The 15,410-nt window shown below is 59.5% G+C and carries 13 protein-coding genes and 1 riboswitch; of the genes, 5 read left to right on the forward strand and 8 right to left on the reverse strand.

Translation table 11 applies throughout. From position 1 onward, the window contains the following. Positions 1 to 354 precede the first annotated feature (354 nt). The 4 genes from G5380_RS18745 to G5380_RS18760 all read left to right on the forward strand — a co-directional run bounded on the left by G5380_RS18745 (position 355) and on the right by G5380_RS18760 (position 5,451). The gene (locus G5380_RS18745) at positions 355 to 807 is read left to right on the forward strand and encodes a pullulanase (protein ID WP_005349109.1); all 453 of its coding nucleotides are present in this window, start codon (positions 355 to 357) and stop codon (positions 805 to 807) included. Positions 808 to 1,018: 211 nt separating this feature from the next. After that, complete coding sequence (locus tag G5380_RS18750) at positions 1,019 to 3,166, forward strand: adenosylcobalamin-dependent ribonucleoside-diphosphate reductase (protein WP_421353005.1); 2,148 nt, start codon at positions 1,019 to 1,021, stop codon at positions 3,164 to 3,166. 10 nt (positions 3,167 to 3,176) lie between these two features. Beyond that, entirely contained in the window at positions 3,177 to 3,860 is a 684-nt protein-coding gene (locus G5380_RS18755; RefSeq protein ID WP_421353006.1) for an NrdJb, read from the forward strand. 220 nt (positions 3,861 to 4,080) lie between these two features. Further along, positions 4,081 to 5,451, forward strand: coding sequence for a PhoH family protein (locus tag G5380_RS18760; RefSeq protein WP_005339173.1), 1,371 nt, complete (start codon positions 4,081 to 4,083; stop codon positions 5,449 to 5,451). 81 nt (positions 5,452 to 5,532) lie between these two features. Here G5380_RS18760 and thiQ read toward each other — a convergent pair whose 3' ends face one another. From thiQ to thiB, 3 genes are read right to left on the reverse strand one after another with little or no spacing between them, the layout of a single operon-like run. Then, on the reverse strand, positions 5,533 to 6,228 hold the full coding sequence (gene thiQ / locus G5380_RS18765; protein WP_421203454.1) for a thiamine ABC transporter ATP-binding protein: 696 nt from the start codon (positions 6,226 to 6,228) through the stop codon (positions 5,533 to 5,535). After that, complete coding sequence (thiP, locus tag G5380_RS18770) at positions 6,215 to 7,834, reverse strand: thiamine/thiamine pyrophosphate ABC transporter permease (protein WP_421353020.1); 1,620 nt, start codon at positions 7,832 to 7,834, stop codon at positions 6,215 to 6,217. The genes thiQ and thiP overlap by 14 nt, the downstream gene beginning before the upstream one ends. Further along, entirely contained in the window at positions 7,831 to 8,811 is a 981-nt protein-coding gene (gene thiB, locus G5380_RS18775) for a thiamine ABC transporter substrate binding subunit (RefSeq protein ID WP_421353007.1), read from the reverse strand. Before thiB ends, thiP begins: the two co-directional genes overlap by 4 nt. A 60-nt stretch (positions 8,812 to 8,871) precedes the next feature. Then, a riboswitch (TPP riboswitch) is annotated at positions 8,872 to 8,962 on the reverse strand. 89 nt (positions 8,963 to 9,051) lie between these two features. Between thiB and G5380_RS18780 the strand changes: the two genes are divergently transcribed. Continuing rightward, the gene (locus tag G5380_RS18780) at positions 9,052 to 9,342 is read left to right on the forward strand and encodes a PilZ domain-containing protein (protein ID WP_005339160.1); all 291 of its coding nucleotides are present in this window, start codon (positions 9,052 to 9,054) and stop codon (positions 9,340 to 9,342) included. 30 nt (positions 9,343 to 9,372) lie between these two features. Here the strand turns inward: G5380_RS18780 and G5380_RS18785 are convergent, their stop codons facing one another. The 5 genes from G5380_RS18785 to leuA form a co-directional block, all read right to left on the reverse strand. Beyond that, positions 9,373 to 10,302, reverse strand: coding sequence for a transglutaminase domain-containing protein (locus tag G5380_RS18785; protein ID WP_266135457.1), 930 nt, complete (start codon positions 10,300 to 10,302; stop codon positions 9,373 to 9,375). 117 nt (positions 10,303 to 10,419) lie between these two features. Further along, a complete protein-coding gene (gene leuD, locus G5380_RS18790) occupies positions 10,420 to 11,019 on the reverse strand; it encodes a 3-isopropylmalate dehydratase small subunit (protein ID WP_201989577.1) in 600 nt (199 codons plus the stop codon). 12 nt (positions 11,020 to 11,031) lie between these two features. Beyond that, complete coding sequence (gene leuC / locus G5380_RS18795) at positions 11,032 to 12,429, reverse strand: 3-isopropylmalate dehydratase large subunit (RefSeq protein WP_279503528.1); 1,398 nt, start codon at positions 12,427 to 12,429, stop codon at positions 11,032 to 11,034. A gap of 33 nt (positions 12,430 to 12,462) precedes the next feature. Continuing rightward, complete coding sequence (gene leuB, locus G5380_RS18800) at positions 12,463 to 13,548, reverse strand: 3-isopropylmalate dehydrogenase (protein WP_421353008.1); 1,086 nt, start codon at positions 13,546 to 13,548, stop codon at positions 12,463 to 12,465. Between the two features lie 132 nt (positions 13,549 to 13,680). Then, the gene (gene leuA / locus G5380_RS18805) at positions 13,681 to 15,243 is read right to left on the reverse strand and encodes a 2-isopropylmalate synthase (protein WP_005341192.1); all 1,563 of its coding nucleotides are present in this window, start codon (positions 15,241 to 15,243) and stop codon (positions 13,681 to 13,683) included. Between the last annotated feature and the right edge of the window lie 167 nt (positions 15,244 to 15,410).

Consider the following 15,410-nt stretch of genomic DNA (forward strand, 5'->3'; position numbering starts at 1 on the left):
TCAGAAGTGAAACGCGGTAGCGCCGATGGTAGTGTGGCATTCGCCATGCGAGAGTAGGACACTGCCAGGCACCCAATACAAGAAACCCCGCTCAATGAGCGGGGTTTTTTATTGCCTGCAATTCATCACGTCGCCGGATTATTAGACTTCCCCCTTCTTGTCATTCATTGATTAGCCTTCTAAAGCCCCAAAAAGACCTCTTTTTCTGTTCGATATTTGCTCACCAATTCAATGTGTTGGATACAAAAAGTACAGAATGTGATGCCTCTACCTTTCTTGTGATGTCTCCTCTGGTTTAATTCTTCAGTCCATATTGATGGACCAAGGAATCACAATAATTTAAGGAATAGACTCATGTTCAAGAGAACAGTAACGATGATGCTGGCGGCGGGAACCCTGGTATTAGGCGGTTGCGCATCCAATGGTGGTGCAGAGCAGGCGGGGGCAGACAACAGCGACTTCGGTGGCAAGTCCATCTACCTGCGCGGGGAGATGAACGACTGGATGGCGACTGATGAAAGCAAGGTAGTCAAGGTAGCCGACAAGCTCTACATGGCCAAAGGCACCCTCAAGAAAGAGTGGGCCCCCTACAAGTTCAAGTTTGCTGATTCAGGCTGGAGCTGCGGTACCAACTTTGGCTACAAGAGCCCGAGTGATGGTGTTGCCGTACTGGGTGGTGAGGCTGTGCCGGTCAACCCCTGTTCCAAGTATGAGGACATGAAGTTCTCACCGGATGCCGATGGCGTCTACGAGTTCTATCTGAATATGGCGGGTGAAACACCGACGGTATACGTCAAGAAGCCCTGATCTATCTCTGAGTGTTAAATCTCTCATTAAATTAATCAGTTAAGTGCCTCGGCCCAGAAATCTGCTGGCCGGGGCATTTTTTTAGGTTAGAATCGGCGCCCTCATGGCATCAGGTGTACTATATGTTGTGTCATTAATTTTAGATGACACCATTAGTTGTGTTTTCTGCTGTTGTCATGATGTCGATGCATTCACATAAGGTTGATTGAAAATGGCTAAATCGAACCCGGTGCTGGAGAGTGAGCTTGGCTCCCGCCTTATCCCCATGCAGGAAACGTCCCTCGAGATCTGGGATAGCAAGTATCGCCTCAAGAGCAAGGATGGCACTCCCATCGACAGCTCTATCGATGAGACCTACCAGCGGGTAGCCCGAGCTTTGGCGGAGCAGGAGCTGGAACCGGAGGCCTGGTATGAGTCTTTCCTGTGGGCACTGCGCAATGGTGCCATTCCGGCGGGCCGCATCACCTCCAACGCCGGGGCTTTTGAACACAAGCCTGCCACTTCGACCATCAACTGTACCGTTTCAGGCACCATCGAAGATTCGATGGACGATATCCTTGGCAAGGTGCACGAGGCCGGTCTGACCCTGAAAGCCGGGTGCGGTATCGGCTATGACTTCTCGACCCTGCGCCCGCGCGGTGCCTTTGTCTCCGGTGCCGGTGCCTACACTTCCGGCCCGCTCTCCTTTATGGATATCTATGACAAGATGTGTTTCACCGTCTCGTCAGCCGGTGGCCGTCGCGGCGCCCAGATGGGCACCATGGATATCCGCCATCCCGATGTGATCGAGTTTATTCAGGCCAAGCGTGAAGATGGCCGCCTGCGTCAGTTCAACCTCTCCCTGCTCATCACCGAAGATTTCGTCAAGGCGGTGAAAGAGGATGCCCCCTGGTCGCTGATCTTCCCCTACACCGCCAAAGAGGTGGAGCAGGATGGCATTGCGCTGGACGATCCTGCTCAGGTGCTATGGGCCGACTGGCCCAACAAGGAAGGGGTTGTATTCAACGAGTTGGGGCAGGTCGCTTGTAAGGTCTACAAGACCATGCCAGCCCGTAAGCTGTGGAATGTCATCATGACCTCCACCTATGACTATGCAGAGCCCGGCTTCATCCTGATCGACAAGGTCAACCAGATGAACAACAACTGGTTCTGTGAAGAGATCCGCGCGACCAACCCCTGTGGTGAGCAGCCGTTGCCGCCCTACGGTGCCTGTCTGCTGGGCTCGGTCAATCTGACCAAGTTTGTGCGCGACCCTTTTACTGAAAACGCGGCATTCGATTGGCAGGCGTTTCGCAAGGTGGTGGCCATCTTTACTCGCATGCTCGACAACGTGGTGGAGATCAACCAACTGCCGCTGGCCAAACAGCGCGAGGAGATCACTGCCAAGCGCCGTCACGGCATGGGCTTCCTGGGTCTTGGTTCGACCCTCACCATGCTGCTGATCAAGTACGGCTCTGCGGCATCCGTGGCCTTTACCGAGCAGGTATCCCAGGAGCTGGCGATGACCGGCTGGCAGGAGTCCCTGCGTCTGGCCAAGGAGAAGGGCTCTGCCCCCATCATGGAGCAGGAGTTTGAAGTGACTGGCAAGATGCTGCGTCTGCGCCCGGAAATGGCGGCTGATGGCATCAAGGTGGGTGACAAGGTGAAGGGCAAGGTGCTGCATGCGCGCTACAGCCGCTACATGCAGCAGGTTGCCGAGGTAGATCCTGCGCTGGTCGCCGAGCTGGCCGAAGTGGGTGGGCGTTTCACTCACCACAGCAGTATTGCGCCCACCGGCACCATCTCGCTGTCACTGGCCAACAACGCCAGCAACGGCATCGAGCCGAGCTTTGCTCACCACTACAGCCGCAACGTCATCAAGCCGGGCAAGAAGAGCAAGGAGAGCGTCGATGTCTACTCCTTCGAGCTGCTGGCCTATCGCGAGCTGGTGAATCCGTCCGCCATGCCCTATGCCGATGATGAGGCAAGTCGTCTGCCGGACTACTTCATTACTGCCGATGACATCACCCCGGCGCAGCATGTGGACATTCAGGCTGCGGCCCAGCGCTGGATTGACTCCTCCATCTCCAAGACTGCCAATGTGCCGACCGATTTTCCGTTCGAGCAGTTCAAGGACATCTACATGTATGCCTCGGACTCTGGCCTCAAGGGGTGCACTACCTTCCGCTTCAATCCTGAGGCCTTCCAGGGCGTGCTGGTGAAGGAGAAGGATCTGGAGAACACCCTGTACGATTTCACCCTGGAGGATGGCTCCATCATCTCCGTCAAGGGGAACGAAGAGATCGAATACGATGGCGAGCTGCATACGGCCGCCAACCTCTACGACGCCTTGAAAGAAGGCTATTACGGTAAATTCTGAGAACGACATTATGGTCAAGAAGATCGACAAGAAAATCGTCGCCTACAAGGTGCGTACCAAGGATGAGCCGCAAGAAGATCTCTCTGTGCAGGATGACGTAGTGCATATGCACGAAACCGTGCTGCGCCCGGAGCGGCTGATGGGCACCACCTACAAGTTGAAGACGCCGGAGCATGTCTCCGAGCACTCGCTGTTCATCACCATCAACGACATCATTCTCAACGAGGGCACGGTTCACGAAACTCGCCGTCCGTTCGAGATTTTCATCAACTCCAAGAGCCTGGAGCACTATCAGTGGATCGTGGCGCTGACCCGCATCATCTCGGCGGTATTCCGCAAGGGTGGGGATGTCACCTTCCTGGTGGAGGAGCTGCGCTCGGTGTTTGATCCCAAGGGCGGCTACTGGAACAAGGGCAAGTATGTGCCATCGCTGATCGCCGAAATTGGCAACGTGATCGAGAGCCATCTCACCGAGATCGGCATGCTCAAGGCAACCGGGCTGGACGAGCATCAGCAGGCGTTTCTGGCTGAGAAACAGGCCGAGTTGAAGGCGGCTCAGGAGGCTGAAGAGCAACAGAGTGGCAGTGGTTTCCCGGCCAATGCTGCGCTCTGCTACAAGTGCCACACCAAGGCGCTGGTGCTGAAGGATGGCTGCATGACCTGCCTCAACTGTGGCGACTCCAAGTGCGGCTGACAAACATGCCCAAGTAGTTGAACGATAGAAAAGAGACCGGCCACAGTGCCGGTCTTTGTATTGCTGTTTTTATGCGCAATCAAATCAGGCGGCCAAGTGATTTGTTGCGCGATAGTAAAATCGGGCGTAGCGTTGAGGGTAATAAAACTGTCACGGCCGTGTGGTTTCAATGACATCTGAGATTCACACACGTGGCCCTTCAGTGCCAAGGAGGATGCTTATGGACAATACGGACCGAAAGCTGTTTATCCTGGATACCAACGTTCTGCTTCACGAACCCCTCGCTATCTACTCCTTCAAAGAGCACGACGTGCTCATCCCCATGACTGTGCTGGAAGAGCTCGATAACATCAAGGATCGCAACAAGGATGTCAGCCGCGACGCGCGGGTGGCCATTCGTGCGCTGGAAGATGTGTTCCGCGATGCAACCCCGGATCAGATCACCCAGGGCGTGCCGCTGGCTGGCGAAGCGAGCGGCAATATCTGCATCTTCAGCGATCACCATCTGCCGCAGGATGCCGAGGTCTTTACCGACAAGGAGGCCGACAACCGTATCATCAACGCGGCCCTCTATCTGCAAAAGCATGAGTTGAAGCGCCAGGTGGTGCTGGTCACCAAAGACATCAACATGCGCCTCAAGGCCAAGGGAGCCGGGCTTGCTCACGTTGAAGATTACCGTAGTGACCAGCTGATCGATGATATCCGCCTGCTGGCCAAAGGCTTTCAGGTGGTGCCCGGCAGCTTCTGGGAGCGGGTTGGCGAGTGCGAGAGCGAGACCCATGGTCGCGACACCATCCATGTGATCGATGCCAATCTGCTGGAAGGGGTTCACGTAAACCAGTATCTGGTGGATGAAGAGAATTTCTTCGCCGCCCGGGTGCTCAGCCACGATGGCAGCAAGATCCGCATCAAGGATCTGGGCCGCGAGCGACTGATGTCTCGCAAGGCGTGGGGTGTACACCCCAAGAATGTCTATCAGGGGATGGCGCTGGATGCACTGCTCGATCCGCACATCGATCTGGTGATCCTGACCGGCCCGGCCGGTTGCGGCAAAACCTTGCTGGCCATGGCTGCTGCGCTGGAGTTGGTGATTGAGAAGGGCATTTACGAGAAGGTGATCGTCACCCGGAATACCCCGGAAATTGCCGAGAGCATCGGCTTCCTGCCCGGCACCGAAGAGGAGAAGATGATGCCCTGGTTGGCGGCGGTGACCGACACCCTGGAGGTGCTGCACAAGCAGGACGAGAACATGAGCGGCTCGCTCAGCTACATCATGGAGAAGGCCAATATCCAGTTCAAATCGGTCAACTTCATGCGCGGGCGCAGCATCCAGAACACCTTCGTGCTGCTGGATGAGTGCCAGAACCTGACCGCTTCCCAGATCAAGACCATCATCACCCGTTGCGGCGAAGGCACCAAGATCGTCTGCTCTGGTAACCTGGCCCAGATCGACTCCAACTACCTTAGCCCGGTGACCTCGGGTCTCACCTACATCGTCGAGCGTTTCAAGGATTTTGACGGCAGTGCCAACATCTTCCTCAATGGCGTCGTGCGCAGCCGACTGGCTTCGTTCGCCGAGGAAAATCTCTGATTTAGCTGACTATCTTCATATGAAAAAGGGAAGCCACTTGGCTTCCCTTTTTGATCATGGCGCAGTCTTTATTCCCAAGGGTTATTGGCCAAGATAGCGCAGCAGCCCCGGGTGGTCGCTGTTTTGCAGAATATCCGGCTTGCCTTGCAGGGCGATGCGCCCCTCGTCGACAAACAGCACCTGATCGGCGATAAGCTGGGCATCTTCCGGATTGTGGGACACCATCAGTACGGTAATGCCCTGTTCGCAGGCGAGGCGCGCCACTTCGGCCAGCATCTCCCGGCGCAGGGCGGGATCGAGGGCAGAGAAGGGCTCATCCAGCAGCAGCAGCGGTTTGCCGCGCACCAGCGCGCGAGCCAGCCCGACCCGCTGCTGCTGGCCGCCGGAGAGCTGTTCAGGCTGGCGGTTTAACATCTCGCCAAGACCAACCCGTGCGGCTGCATCGAGCACCTGTGCCCGCTGGGCGGCACGCAGGCGCAGACCCGGGTGCAAGCCGATGGCGATATTGTCGAACACCGACAGATGGAGGAACAGGTTGTGATCCTGAAACAGGGTGGTGACTGGTCGCTCGGCCGGGCCCAGTGGCAGCAGATCTTCGCCATCGAAGCTGAGGCGGCCCGACTCCACCGGCACGAATCCGGCGATCATCCCGAGCAGGGTTGATTTACCTGCGCCGCTTGGGCCGATCAGTGCGGTGATCTCTCCCTTGGGCAGGGTCGCGCTGAAGCTGACGCGCCAGTCGGGGTAGCTGGTCGCAAGCATATCAATGTTCAGCATGTTTTCCTCCAAGACCCCGCTCCACCAGCCAGAACAGGGAGAAACAGAGCGTCAGCAGCAGCAGAGCGGTGGCGGCTGCCTCGGTCAATCGATAGCTGCCAAGCTGTTGGTAGAGCAGCCAGGGCAGGGTGGTGAGCTCCTGACTGCCAAACATGGCGATGGCGCCGAGATCCCCCAGCGAGAGGATCATCGACAGTGCCATCGCTAGTGCTAGCGGGCGGCGCAGCAGCGGCCACTCCACCAGTCGCAGGCGATGCAGGCCGCGTACCCCCAGGCTATCCGCCAGCCGGTCATATTGGCGCACCACCAGCTGCATGGGGGCGGAGAGGGTGCGCATCACATAGGGTAGCGCCATCAGGGCGTTGACCAGCACCACCAGCCAGGGGCCGAGGGCGAACACATCGGCGAACGGCATAAACAGGATGAAGAGACCGGTAGAGAGCACCACTGCCGGGATCATCAGGATCACCGAGCCGCTGGCCTCCCACAGGGCGGCTGCCCGCCGCTTGCGAGCCCGTATCCGTAGATGACGGCTGGTCAGCAGCAGTGCACCGCCGAGCAAGGTGGCCAATGCACCGGCTGCCAACGCAATCAACAGCGACTGGCCGCTCGCCTGCCACAGTTTGGCGGAGGTGAGCGCCGTCAGCAGACCGGGGTGGAGGCCGGCGACGATGATGGCCAGCAACGGTGGCAGAAAGATGGCGAGCCCGATGCTGAGCGAGAGGAGATCCACCACGGCCGTGCCTGGCTGATGGCGATCCGGCCGCAGGCAGGGACGACGGGGTGTCACCCTGCTGGCCGGGGTGCTCTGCAGCTTGTGCTGCAGGGCGAGCAGGGCGGCGGTCAGGATCAGCTGCACCAGCGCCAGTCCGCCTGCGGTGGCGAGATCGAAGTCAAAGCGCAGCGCCTGATAGACGGCCACTTCCAGCGTGGTGGATTTCGGCCCGCCTCCCAGCGCCAGCACTGTGGTGAAGCTGGTGAAGCAGAGCATAAAGATGAGGCTGGCCAGCCCCGGCAATATGCCGCGAATAAGCGGCCACTCCAGCAGCCGGAAGATATGGGATGAGCGCATGCCGAGCTGGCTGGCAAGGCGCCAGCTCGATTCGGGGATGCTCTCTATGCTCTGCAGCATCAGGCGGGCCGCCAGCGGCATGTTGAAGAAGACGTGGGCCAGCAGGATACCGAACAGGCCGTAGAGATAATTGCCTGGATCCAGCCCCAAGGTGCGCAGCAGCTGCGGCAGCCATCCCTGTTTGCCGTGGACAGCCACGATACCGAAGATGGCGATGATGACCGGCAGTACCAGCGAGAGGCCAAACAACTTGATCAGCAGGGTGCGGCCAAGGAAGCGGCGCCGTGCCAGCGCACGGGCCACCGGAATGGCAAGCCCCAGGCTCAGCAGGGTGGAGAGCAGTGCCTGCCCCAGACTGAAGCCCAGCACATGACGCAGATAAGGATCTGCGAGCAGGGAGCGGGGTGCCAGCGAACCGGCCTGCCACAGCAGGGCCGCGAGCGGCCCGAGGGATAACAGCAGGATCAACAGGGTGGCTGCACTGCCCGGCAGCCACCAGAGAGGACGAGCCTGTGGTTTCAGATAACGGCTCACTGGGTGACGGCTTGCAGCCACTCGCGGATCCACCCTTTGCGATTGGCGGCCACCTCATCGCTGCTGAAGGCGAGCGGCTTGGCTACGGTGATCATCTGCTCGAAGCCCTTGGGCAGCGGCGTGTCGATAACCGGATACATCCAGTTGCCGGTCGGGATTTCCTGCTGGAAGGCGGGGCTAACCATAAATTGCAGGAACTGGTCAGCCAGCTTCTCCTGTTTGGCGCTCTTCAGCTTGGCGGCCACTTCTACCTGACGGTATTGACCCTCCTCGAAGGCGGCAGCCTGATACTGGGGCTTGTTCTCGGCAATCAGGTGATAGGCCGGAGAGGTGGTGTAGGAGAGTACCATGTCCGCTTCGCCATCGAGGAACATGCCATAGGCCTCTGACCACCCCTTGGTGACGGTGACCGTCTTTTTGGCAAGCTCGCCCCAGGCGGCAGGCGCCTTGTCGCCGTAGACAGACTTCATCCACAGCATCAGCCCCTGCCCCGGGGTGGAGGTGCGGGGATCCTGATAGATCACTTTGAGGTCGGGACGCTCCACCAGCTCTTTCAGGCTCTTGGGCGGCTGCTTGAGTTTGTCTTTGTCATAGACGAAGGCGAAGTAGCCGTAGTCGTAGGGGACGAAGGTGTCATCCTGCCAGCCACCCGGCACCTTGATGCCATCCAGCTTGGCGGGATGGGGGGCGAACAGACCGCTCTGCTTGGCTTCGCTGATGAGGGCATCGTCGAGCCCCAGCACCAGATCGGCCTTGCTGTGGTTGCCCTCCAGCCGCAGCCGGTTGAGGATGGCGACCCCATCTTCGAGGGGAACCAGATTGAGGGTGCAGTCGCACTCTTTCTCGAAGGCCTGTTTGATCTTGGGCCCCGGACCCCACTCGGCAGTGAAAGAGCTGTAGGTGTAGACGGTGAGGGTGTCGGCGGCGAACACATTGGCCGACAGCAGGCCGGTGGTGACCAGCAGCAGGGTCTTCATGGGTGGCACTCCCTATTACTTGTTAATAACGAGGTGCCAGCGGGTGAGGGCGCAAAAAATGAGCGCCATGCCTCAAATTCCTCCGCCAGCATTATCTGGATCAGGTACACGGGTATAATCTCAGCGGTAAACCGCACCCCGTTTGAGAAACGAACCGCATTGTATTAACGTTCTTTTGGGTAGACCAGCACAATTGTGCAATACCCATGAGATGACGCCCACCCAACAGAGGATGTTCGCGTGCTTACCAATACCAAGGAAAGGCGTGCCTTTGCGCGCATGGTCATCAATGCTCCGGTCACAGTCTATCAGCAGCAGCTGGTGCTGGAGGGGATCTGCCGGGATCTCAGTGCCAACGGCATGGGGATTGCGGTCTCTGAACACCAGCTCGACATCAATCAGCCCATCCGGATCAGTCTTGCCACCAACAACAACCTGTTGCCTCCCTTTGAAGCCCATGCCCGTATAATCCGGGTGCTGGAGGAGGAGAGCGGGTTGCTGCTGGCGGTGGAGTTTCTGCCTCAGGGTTAATCCTCTCTCCTCATCGGCAGAGGGAGGGGGTTAGCCTTTTTCCTGAACCGGTTGCACACTCAACTGCTTGCTATCGACCAGCGTTTTGCTGGTCGAAGCTATTTGGCCCGCAGGCAAGGTGGCGGGGCCTGTGGGTTCGAGCAGCAGGTAGTTTTGCCCCTGCCAGTTGAGGGTCGCATCCCCCGGCTTGGCGGGCAGGTCAACAGCCAGCAGGGCATGGCCGGGGACGAACACCATGGCCTGTTTCAGCTCGGGAAAGAGCTGGGCCAGCATGGCGGCCATCAGGGTTACCTTGCTGTCGCAATCACCCCGGTTCTGTTCCAGTACCTGACGGGGCGGGAGGAAGCCCTTGCCCTGTCTTCCATTCAGGCTGTCGAGCTGCTGATAGGGGATGCTCTGGATAAAGGTGAGCATATGGGCCACGGTTTTCTGGCGCGCTTCTGTTTCGGTACTGCCCTGCTGTTTGAGCTGATCCGCCAGCGGAGCCAGCCCGCTGCGACTCTCCAGCGCGATGCGCACATGATCTTGCTTCACCGCCAGCTGCCCGTCGGGGGTGTTGAAGTACTGGAAGTAGTGTTTGGTCAGCCACGCCTGCTCCTCTTTGCTCCGCTTGGACTGCAGAAAGGCCATCGCCTCGCGCGCCTTGTCCTGATTGCGGCTTTTCAGATGCAGCTCCAGCGAGGGGCGGGAGAGGGTGAACTGCACCTCGGGGTAGTTCTGGCGCACCTCCCGCAGCAATACCTGCAATACCTCCTCCTGCATTCTGGCCGGGCGATAGGCGATGAGAGGCGGTAACTTGCCCTGTTCGAGCCGGTAGGTGAGCTGTTGGGATTTGCCTTCGCTATCCTGCCAGCCGACGCTGATCTGGCCGAGGCTGTTGTTGAAGCTGGTTTGGCTGGCCCCCGCAGGCAGGGCAAGCAGCAGGGCACAGAGCAGAGGAATTGCCGTCGGTCTCTTCATCATCCTTTCCTGTGGCACGGGCCAGTTCCGGTGGTCCAAAGTGGGAAGCGTCGCGGACAGTAAAACAGGGAGCCGAAGCTCCCTGTTGATTCTACTCGTTTTTTTGCAACTGGCTGATTAAATCCAGCTCGGCTGCTTTGCCTCAAAGGCGCTGATGGCGGCCTCGTGCTGCAGGGTCAGGCCGATGGCATCCAAGCCGTTGAGCAGGCAATAACGGCGGAATTCGTCGATCTCGAAACCGAAGCTGAGGCTACCTGCACGTACCTGATTCGCTTCCAGATCCACTTCGATCTGGATGCCCGGCTGGGCGGCGACCAGCTGGAACAGGGCGTCGACCTCCTCCTCCTTCAGACGCACCGGCACCATGCCGTTGTTGATAGCGTTGCCGTAGAAAATATCGGCAAAGCTCGGGGCTATGATGGTCTTGAAACCGTAGTCCGCCAGCGCCCAGGGGGCGTGCTCGCGACTAGACCCGCAGCCGAAGTTCTCGCGAGCCAGCAGGATGCTGGCACCGGCGAATTGCGGTTGGTTGAGCACGAACTCGAGGTTGGGCTGCTGGCCGGCATCGTCCAGAAAGCGCCAGTCGTGGAACAGGTGCTTGCCAAAACCGATGCGGTTTACTTTTTGCAAAAACTGTTTGGGAATGATGGCGTCGGTGTCGACGTTGGCGCTGTCGAGGGGGGCGACGATCCCTTTATGCTGTTTGAATCCGGTCATCGAAATGTCCTCTTACAGTGCGCGAATGTCGGCGAAGCGGCCGGTGACGGCGGCGGCGGCGGCCATGGCCGGGCTGACCAGATGGGTGCGGCCGGCGCGGCCCTGACGCCCTTCGAAGTTGCGGTTGCTGGTGGAGGCGCAGCGCTCTCCCGGTTGCAGGCGGTCGTTGTTCATGGCCAGACACATGGAGCAGCCGGGCAGGCGCCACTCAAAACCGGCCTCGATGAAGATCTTGTCCAGCCCCTCGGCTTCGGCCTGCGCCTTCACCTGCTCGGAACCCGGCACCACCAGCGCCTGCACGCCAGCGGCGACCTTGCGACCGCGGGCGATGGCGGCTGCGGCGCGCAGATCCTCGATGCGGCTGTTGGTGCACGAGCCGATGAACACCTTGTCGATGGCAACGTCGGAGAGCTTCTGGCCCGGTTGCAAATCCATGTAGGCGAGCGCCTTGCGGGCGGATTGCTGTTCCATCAGATCGCTGAAGGATTCTGGTGCCGGAATCGGCTCATTGACGGCAATCACCTGGCCCGGGTTGGTCCCCCAGGTGACCTGCGGGGCGATATCGGCGGCGTCCAGCACAACTTCGGCATCGAAGTGGGCACCTTCATCGCTCTTGAGGCTCTGCCAGAAGGCGATGGCCTGCTCTAGCGCCTCACCCTTGGGGGCGAACTCCTTGCCGCGAATGTAGTTGATGGTGGTCTGGTCGGGGGCGATCATGCCGGCCTTGGCGCCGAGCTCGATGGCCATGTTGCACACCGTCATCCGCCCTTCCATGGTGAGCCCTTCGATGGCTTCGCCAGCGAACTCCACCACGTAGCCGGTACCACCGGCGTGGCCGACCTTGCCGATAATGGCCAGCACCACATCCTTGGCACTGATGCCCTCGGCCAGTTTGCCGTTGACCGAAATGCGCATGGTCCTGGCGCGGCCCTGTTTCAGGGTCTGGGTCGCCATCACATGTTCCACTTCGGAAGTGCCGATGCCGAACGCCAGCGAGCCGAAGGCGCCATGGGTGGCGGTGTGGGAGTCGCCGCAGACAATAGTGGTGCCGGGTAGGGTTATGCCGAGCTCGGGGCCCATCACATGGACGATCCCCTGATATTTGTGGTTGAGATCGTAGAGGCGAACCCCGAACTCTTTACAGTTGTCCACCAGCGTCTCCATCTGGATGCGGGCCATCTCGCCGGAGGCGGCGATGTCCTTGGTGGTGGTGGAGACGTTGTGATCCATGGTAGCCCAGGTCAGATCCGGGCGGCGCAGCTGGCGGTTCATGGCGCGCAGGCCGTCGAATGCCTGTGGGCTGGTCACTTCATGCACCAGATGGCGGTCGATGTAGATGAGGGGGGTCTCCCCTTCCACTTCCCGTACCACGTGGGCGTCGAATACTTTCTGATAGAGGGTCTTGGCCATTGCTTCTCTCTTCCTTGTTTTCTGTTATGTGGCTCAGATCCGGGCGGCGATCTGGCTACCCATCTCGGACGTGCTCTGCACTGGGTGGCGGGCGCTGGCCTGATGCAGGTCGGCGGTGAAGTAACCCTCGGCCAGGGTCTGGGCCACGGCCTGCTCAATGGCCTGGGCGGCAGCCTCTTGACCCAGGCTGTAACGCAGCATCAGGGCGGCGGAGAGGATCTGGGCGATGGGGTTGGCAATCCCTTTGCCGGCGATATCCGGGGCCGAACCACCGGCCGGTTCGAACAGGCCGAAACCTGATTCGTTGAGGCTGGCGGAGGGGAGCAGTCCCATGGAGCCGGTGATCATGGCGCACTCGTCGGAGAGGATGTCACCGAACAGGTTGGAGCAGAGCAGCACATCGAACTGGGACGGATCCTTGATGAGCTGCATGGTGGCGTTATCGATGTACATATGGTTGAGGGTTACGTCCGGATAGGACTTGGCGACTTGCGTCACCACCTCGCGCCACAGAATGGAAGAGGCGAGTACGTTGGCCTTGTCGATGGAGGTGACCTTGCCACGGCGCACGCGAGCCGACTCAAAGGCAATCTTGGCGATGCGCTCAATCTCGAAGCGATGGTACACCTCGGTGTCGAACGCCTTCTCGTTCGCCCCCTCTCCCTCACGCCCCTTGGGCTGGCCGAAGTAGATGCCGCCGGTCAGCTCGCGCACGCAGGCGATGTCAAAACCGCGATCGGAGATGTCGGCGCGCAGGGGTGAGAACTGTTCCAGACCGGTATAGATACGGGCCGGACGCAGGTTGCAGAACAGCTTGAAGTGGGCGCGCAGGGGCAGCAGTGCGCCACGTTCCGGCTGATCGTTGGGGGGCAGATGTTCCCATTTCGGGCCGCCCACCGAGCCAAACAGCACGGCATCAGCCGCTTCACAACCCGCGATGGTGCTTTGCGGCAGCGGGGTACCGTGGTTGTCGATGGCGATGCCGCCCACGTCATGGTTATCATACTCGAAGGCGAGGCCGAACCTGGCCTGCACCTTCTCAAGCACCTTGACGGCTTCGGCCATCACTTCCGGGCCAATGCCGTCACCCGGCAATACTGCGATCCGATAACTGCTCATACACTCTCCATCCTGATATTGTCTTTGAGATCCCTCTGTCCGGTTTCCCCGACGCTGCGCGCGGTTGCCGGTTCAGACGTTCCCCGTCTTGATGTTGTCATTCCATGCCGTCTGTGTGGCAGCGAGTCCTGCTCAGACGGTTTCTGATTTGATGCTGTTATTGCGTTCCATCTGTTCGGCGACCTGATCGGCGCGCCAGATGCTGTTGATCACATGGAGCAGGGCGTGGGCCGAGGATTCGATGATGTCGGTGGCCAGTCCCATGCCGTGGAATTTGCGCCCTTTGTACTCGGCGACGATATCGACCTGACCGAGGGCATCTTCCCCTTCACCCTTGCTCTTGAGGGCGTATTTGTCGATGCGGATCTCATAGCCGGTGATGCGGTTGATGCACTGGTAGACCGCATCCACCGGGCCGTTGCCGGTAGCCGCTTCGCAGATCAGATCCTGTCCTACCTTCAATTTGACCGAGGCGGTGGCCAGTACCGAGCTGCCGCTCTGCACCCCGAGGTACTCCAGTTTGAAGTGCTCCGGCTCTTCGTGGATCTGGCTGAAGAAGGCCAGCGCTTCGAGGTCGTAGTCGAACACCTGACCCTTCTTGTCGGCCAGGGTCAGGAATTTGCCGTAGAGGTGGTCGAGGTCGTAGCTGCTCTCGGCGTAGCCCATGGACTCCATCCGGTGCTTGATGACGTGGCGGCCGGAGCGGGAGGTCATGTTGAGGTTGTTCTGGGTCAGGCCAATGCTCTCGGGGGTGATGATTTCATAGGTGTTTTTCGCCTTGAGCACGCCATCCTGATGGATGCCGGAGCTGTGGGAGAAAGCATTGGCACCGACGATCGCCTTGTTGGGTTGCACCGGCATGTTGCAGAGCTGGCTGACCAGCGTGCTGGTGCGATGAATTTCGTTGTGGCGGATATTGGTTTGCACCCCGAGCAGGTCGGCGCGGGTTTTGAGGATCATCGCCACCTCTTCCAGCGAGCAGTTGCCCGCCCGTTCGCCGATGCCGTTGATGGTGCACTCGATCTGGCGGGCCCCCATCTGCACCGCGCCGATGGAGTTGGCCACCGAGAGCCCCAGATCATCGTGGCAGTGGACCGAGATGATCGCCTTGTCGATGTTGGGGACCCGGTTGAACAGGGTGTGGATGATGCCGGAGAACTCGGTCGGCACCGTGTAGCCCACGGTATCGGGGATATTGATGGTACGGGCCCCCGCCTTGATGGCGGCCTCCACCATGCGGCAGAGATTATCGATCGGCGTGCGGCCCGCATCCTCGCAGGAGAACTCCACATCATCGGTGTAGCGCAGGGCGTGCTTGATGGCGCCGACCCCCATCTCCAGCACATCCTCGAAGCTCTTTTTCAGCTTGCTCTCCACATGGATGGAGGAGGTGGAGATAAAGGTGTGGATGCGAAACGCCTCGGCGACCCGCAAGGCTTCACCGGCGGCATCGATATCTTTTGGCAGGGCGCGGGCGAGGGCGCAGACTCGGCTGTTCTTGATGTGGCGGGCGATGGTCTGCACCGATTGAAAATCGCCGGGAGAAGAGACCGGGAAGCCCACCTCCATGACGTCGACACCGAGCCGCTCCAGCGCCTGGGCTATCTGCAGCTTCTCCTTGACTGTCAAACTGGCCGCCAGGGCCTGCTCACCATCACGCAAGGTGGTGTCGAATATGATGACCCGATCTGACATGTGACTTCCCTCTTCCTAAGTTCGGTAACGTGCATCCTGCGGCGGCATAAAAAAACCCGTGCAGGGTGCACGGGTTTTTGTAAATTCCGGCTATGCCTTAGCCCGGCTACAAGGATCCCGCGCGAGTTAACGCGATTAGGGAGATTAGTAGTAGCGGGGTGGCGATA

The sequence above is a fragment of the Aeromonas sp. 604443 genome (assembly GCF_049170315.1).
GTDB lineage: Bacteria > Pseudomonadota > Gammaproteobacteria > Enterobacterales > Aeromonadaceae > Aeromonas > Aeromonas veronii_A.

Coding starts and splice junctions, on each gene's coding strand:
- G5380_RS18745 (WP_005349109.1), top strand. CDS start 355: ATGTTCAAGAGAACAGTAACGATGATGCTGGCGGCGGGAACCCTGGTA.
- G5380_RS18750 (WP_421353005.1), top strand. CDS start 1,019: ATGGCTAAATCGAACCCGGTGCTGGAGAGTGAGCTTGGCTCCCGCCTT.
- G5380_RS18755 (WP_421353006.1), top strand. CDS start 3,177: ATGGTCAAGAAGATCGACAAGAAAATCGTCGCCTACAAGGTGCGTACC.
- G5380_RS18760 (WP_005339173.1), top strand. CDS start 4,081: ATGGACAATACGGACCGAAAGCTGTTTATCCTGGATACCAACGTTCTG.
- thiQ (WP_421203454.1), bottom strand. CDS start 6,228: ATGCTGAACATTGATATGCTTGCGACCAGCTACCCCGACTGGCGCGTC.
- thiB (WP_421353007.1), bottom strand. CDS start 8,811: ATGAAGACCCTGCTGCTGGTCACCACCGGCCTGCTGTCGGCCAATGTG.
- G5380_RS18785 (WP_266135457.1), bottom strand. CDS start 10,302: ATGAAGAGACCGACGGCAATTCCTCTGCTCTGTGCCCTGCTGCTTGCC.
- leuD (WP_201989577.1), bottom strand. CDS start 11,019: ATGACCGGATTCAAACAGCATAAAGGGATCGTCGCCCCCCTCGACAGC.
- leuC (WP_279503528.1), bottom strand. CDS start 12,429: ATGGCCAAGACCCTCTATCAGAAAGTATTCGACGCCCACGTGGTACGG.
- leuB (WP_421353008.1), bottom strand. CDS start 13,548: ATGAGCAGTTATCGGATCGCAGTATTGCCGGGTGACGGCATTGGCCCG.
- leuA (WP_005341192.1), bottom strand. CDS start 15,243: ATGTCAGATCGGGTCATCATATTCGACACCACCTTGCGTGATGGTGAG.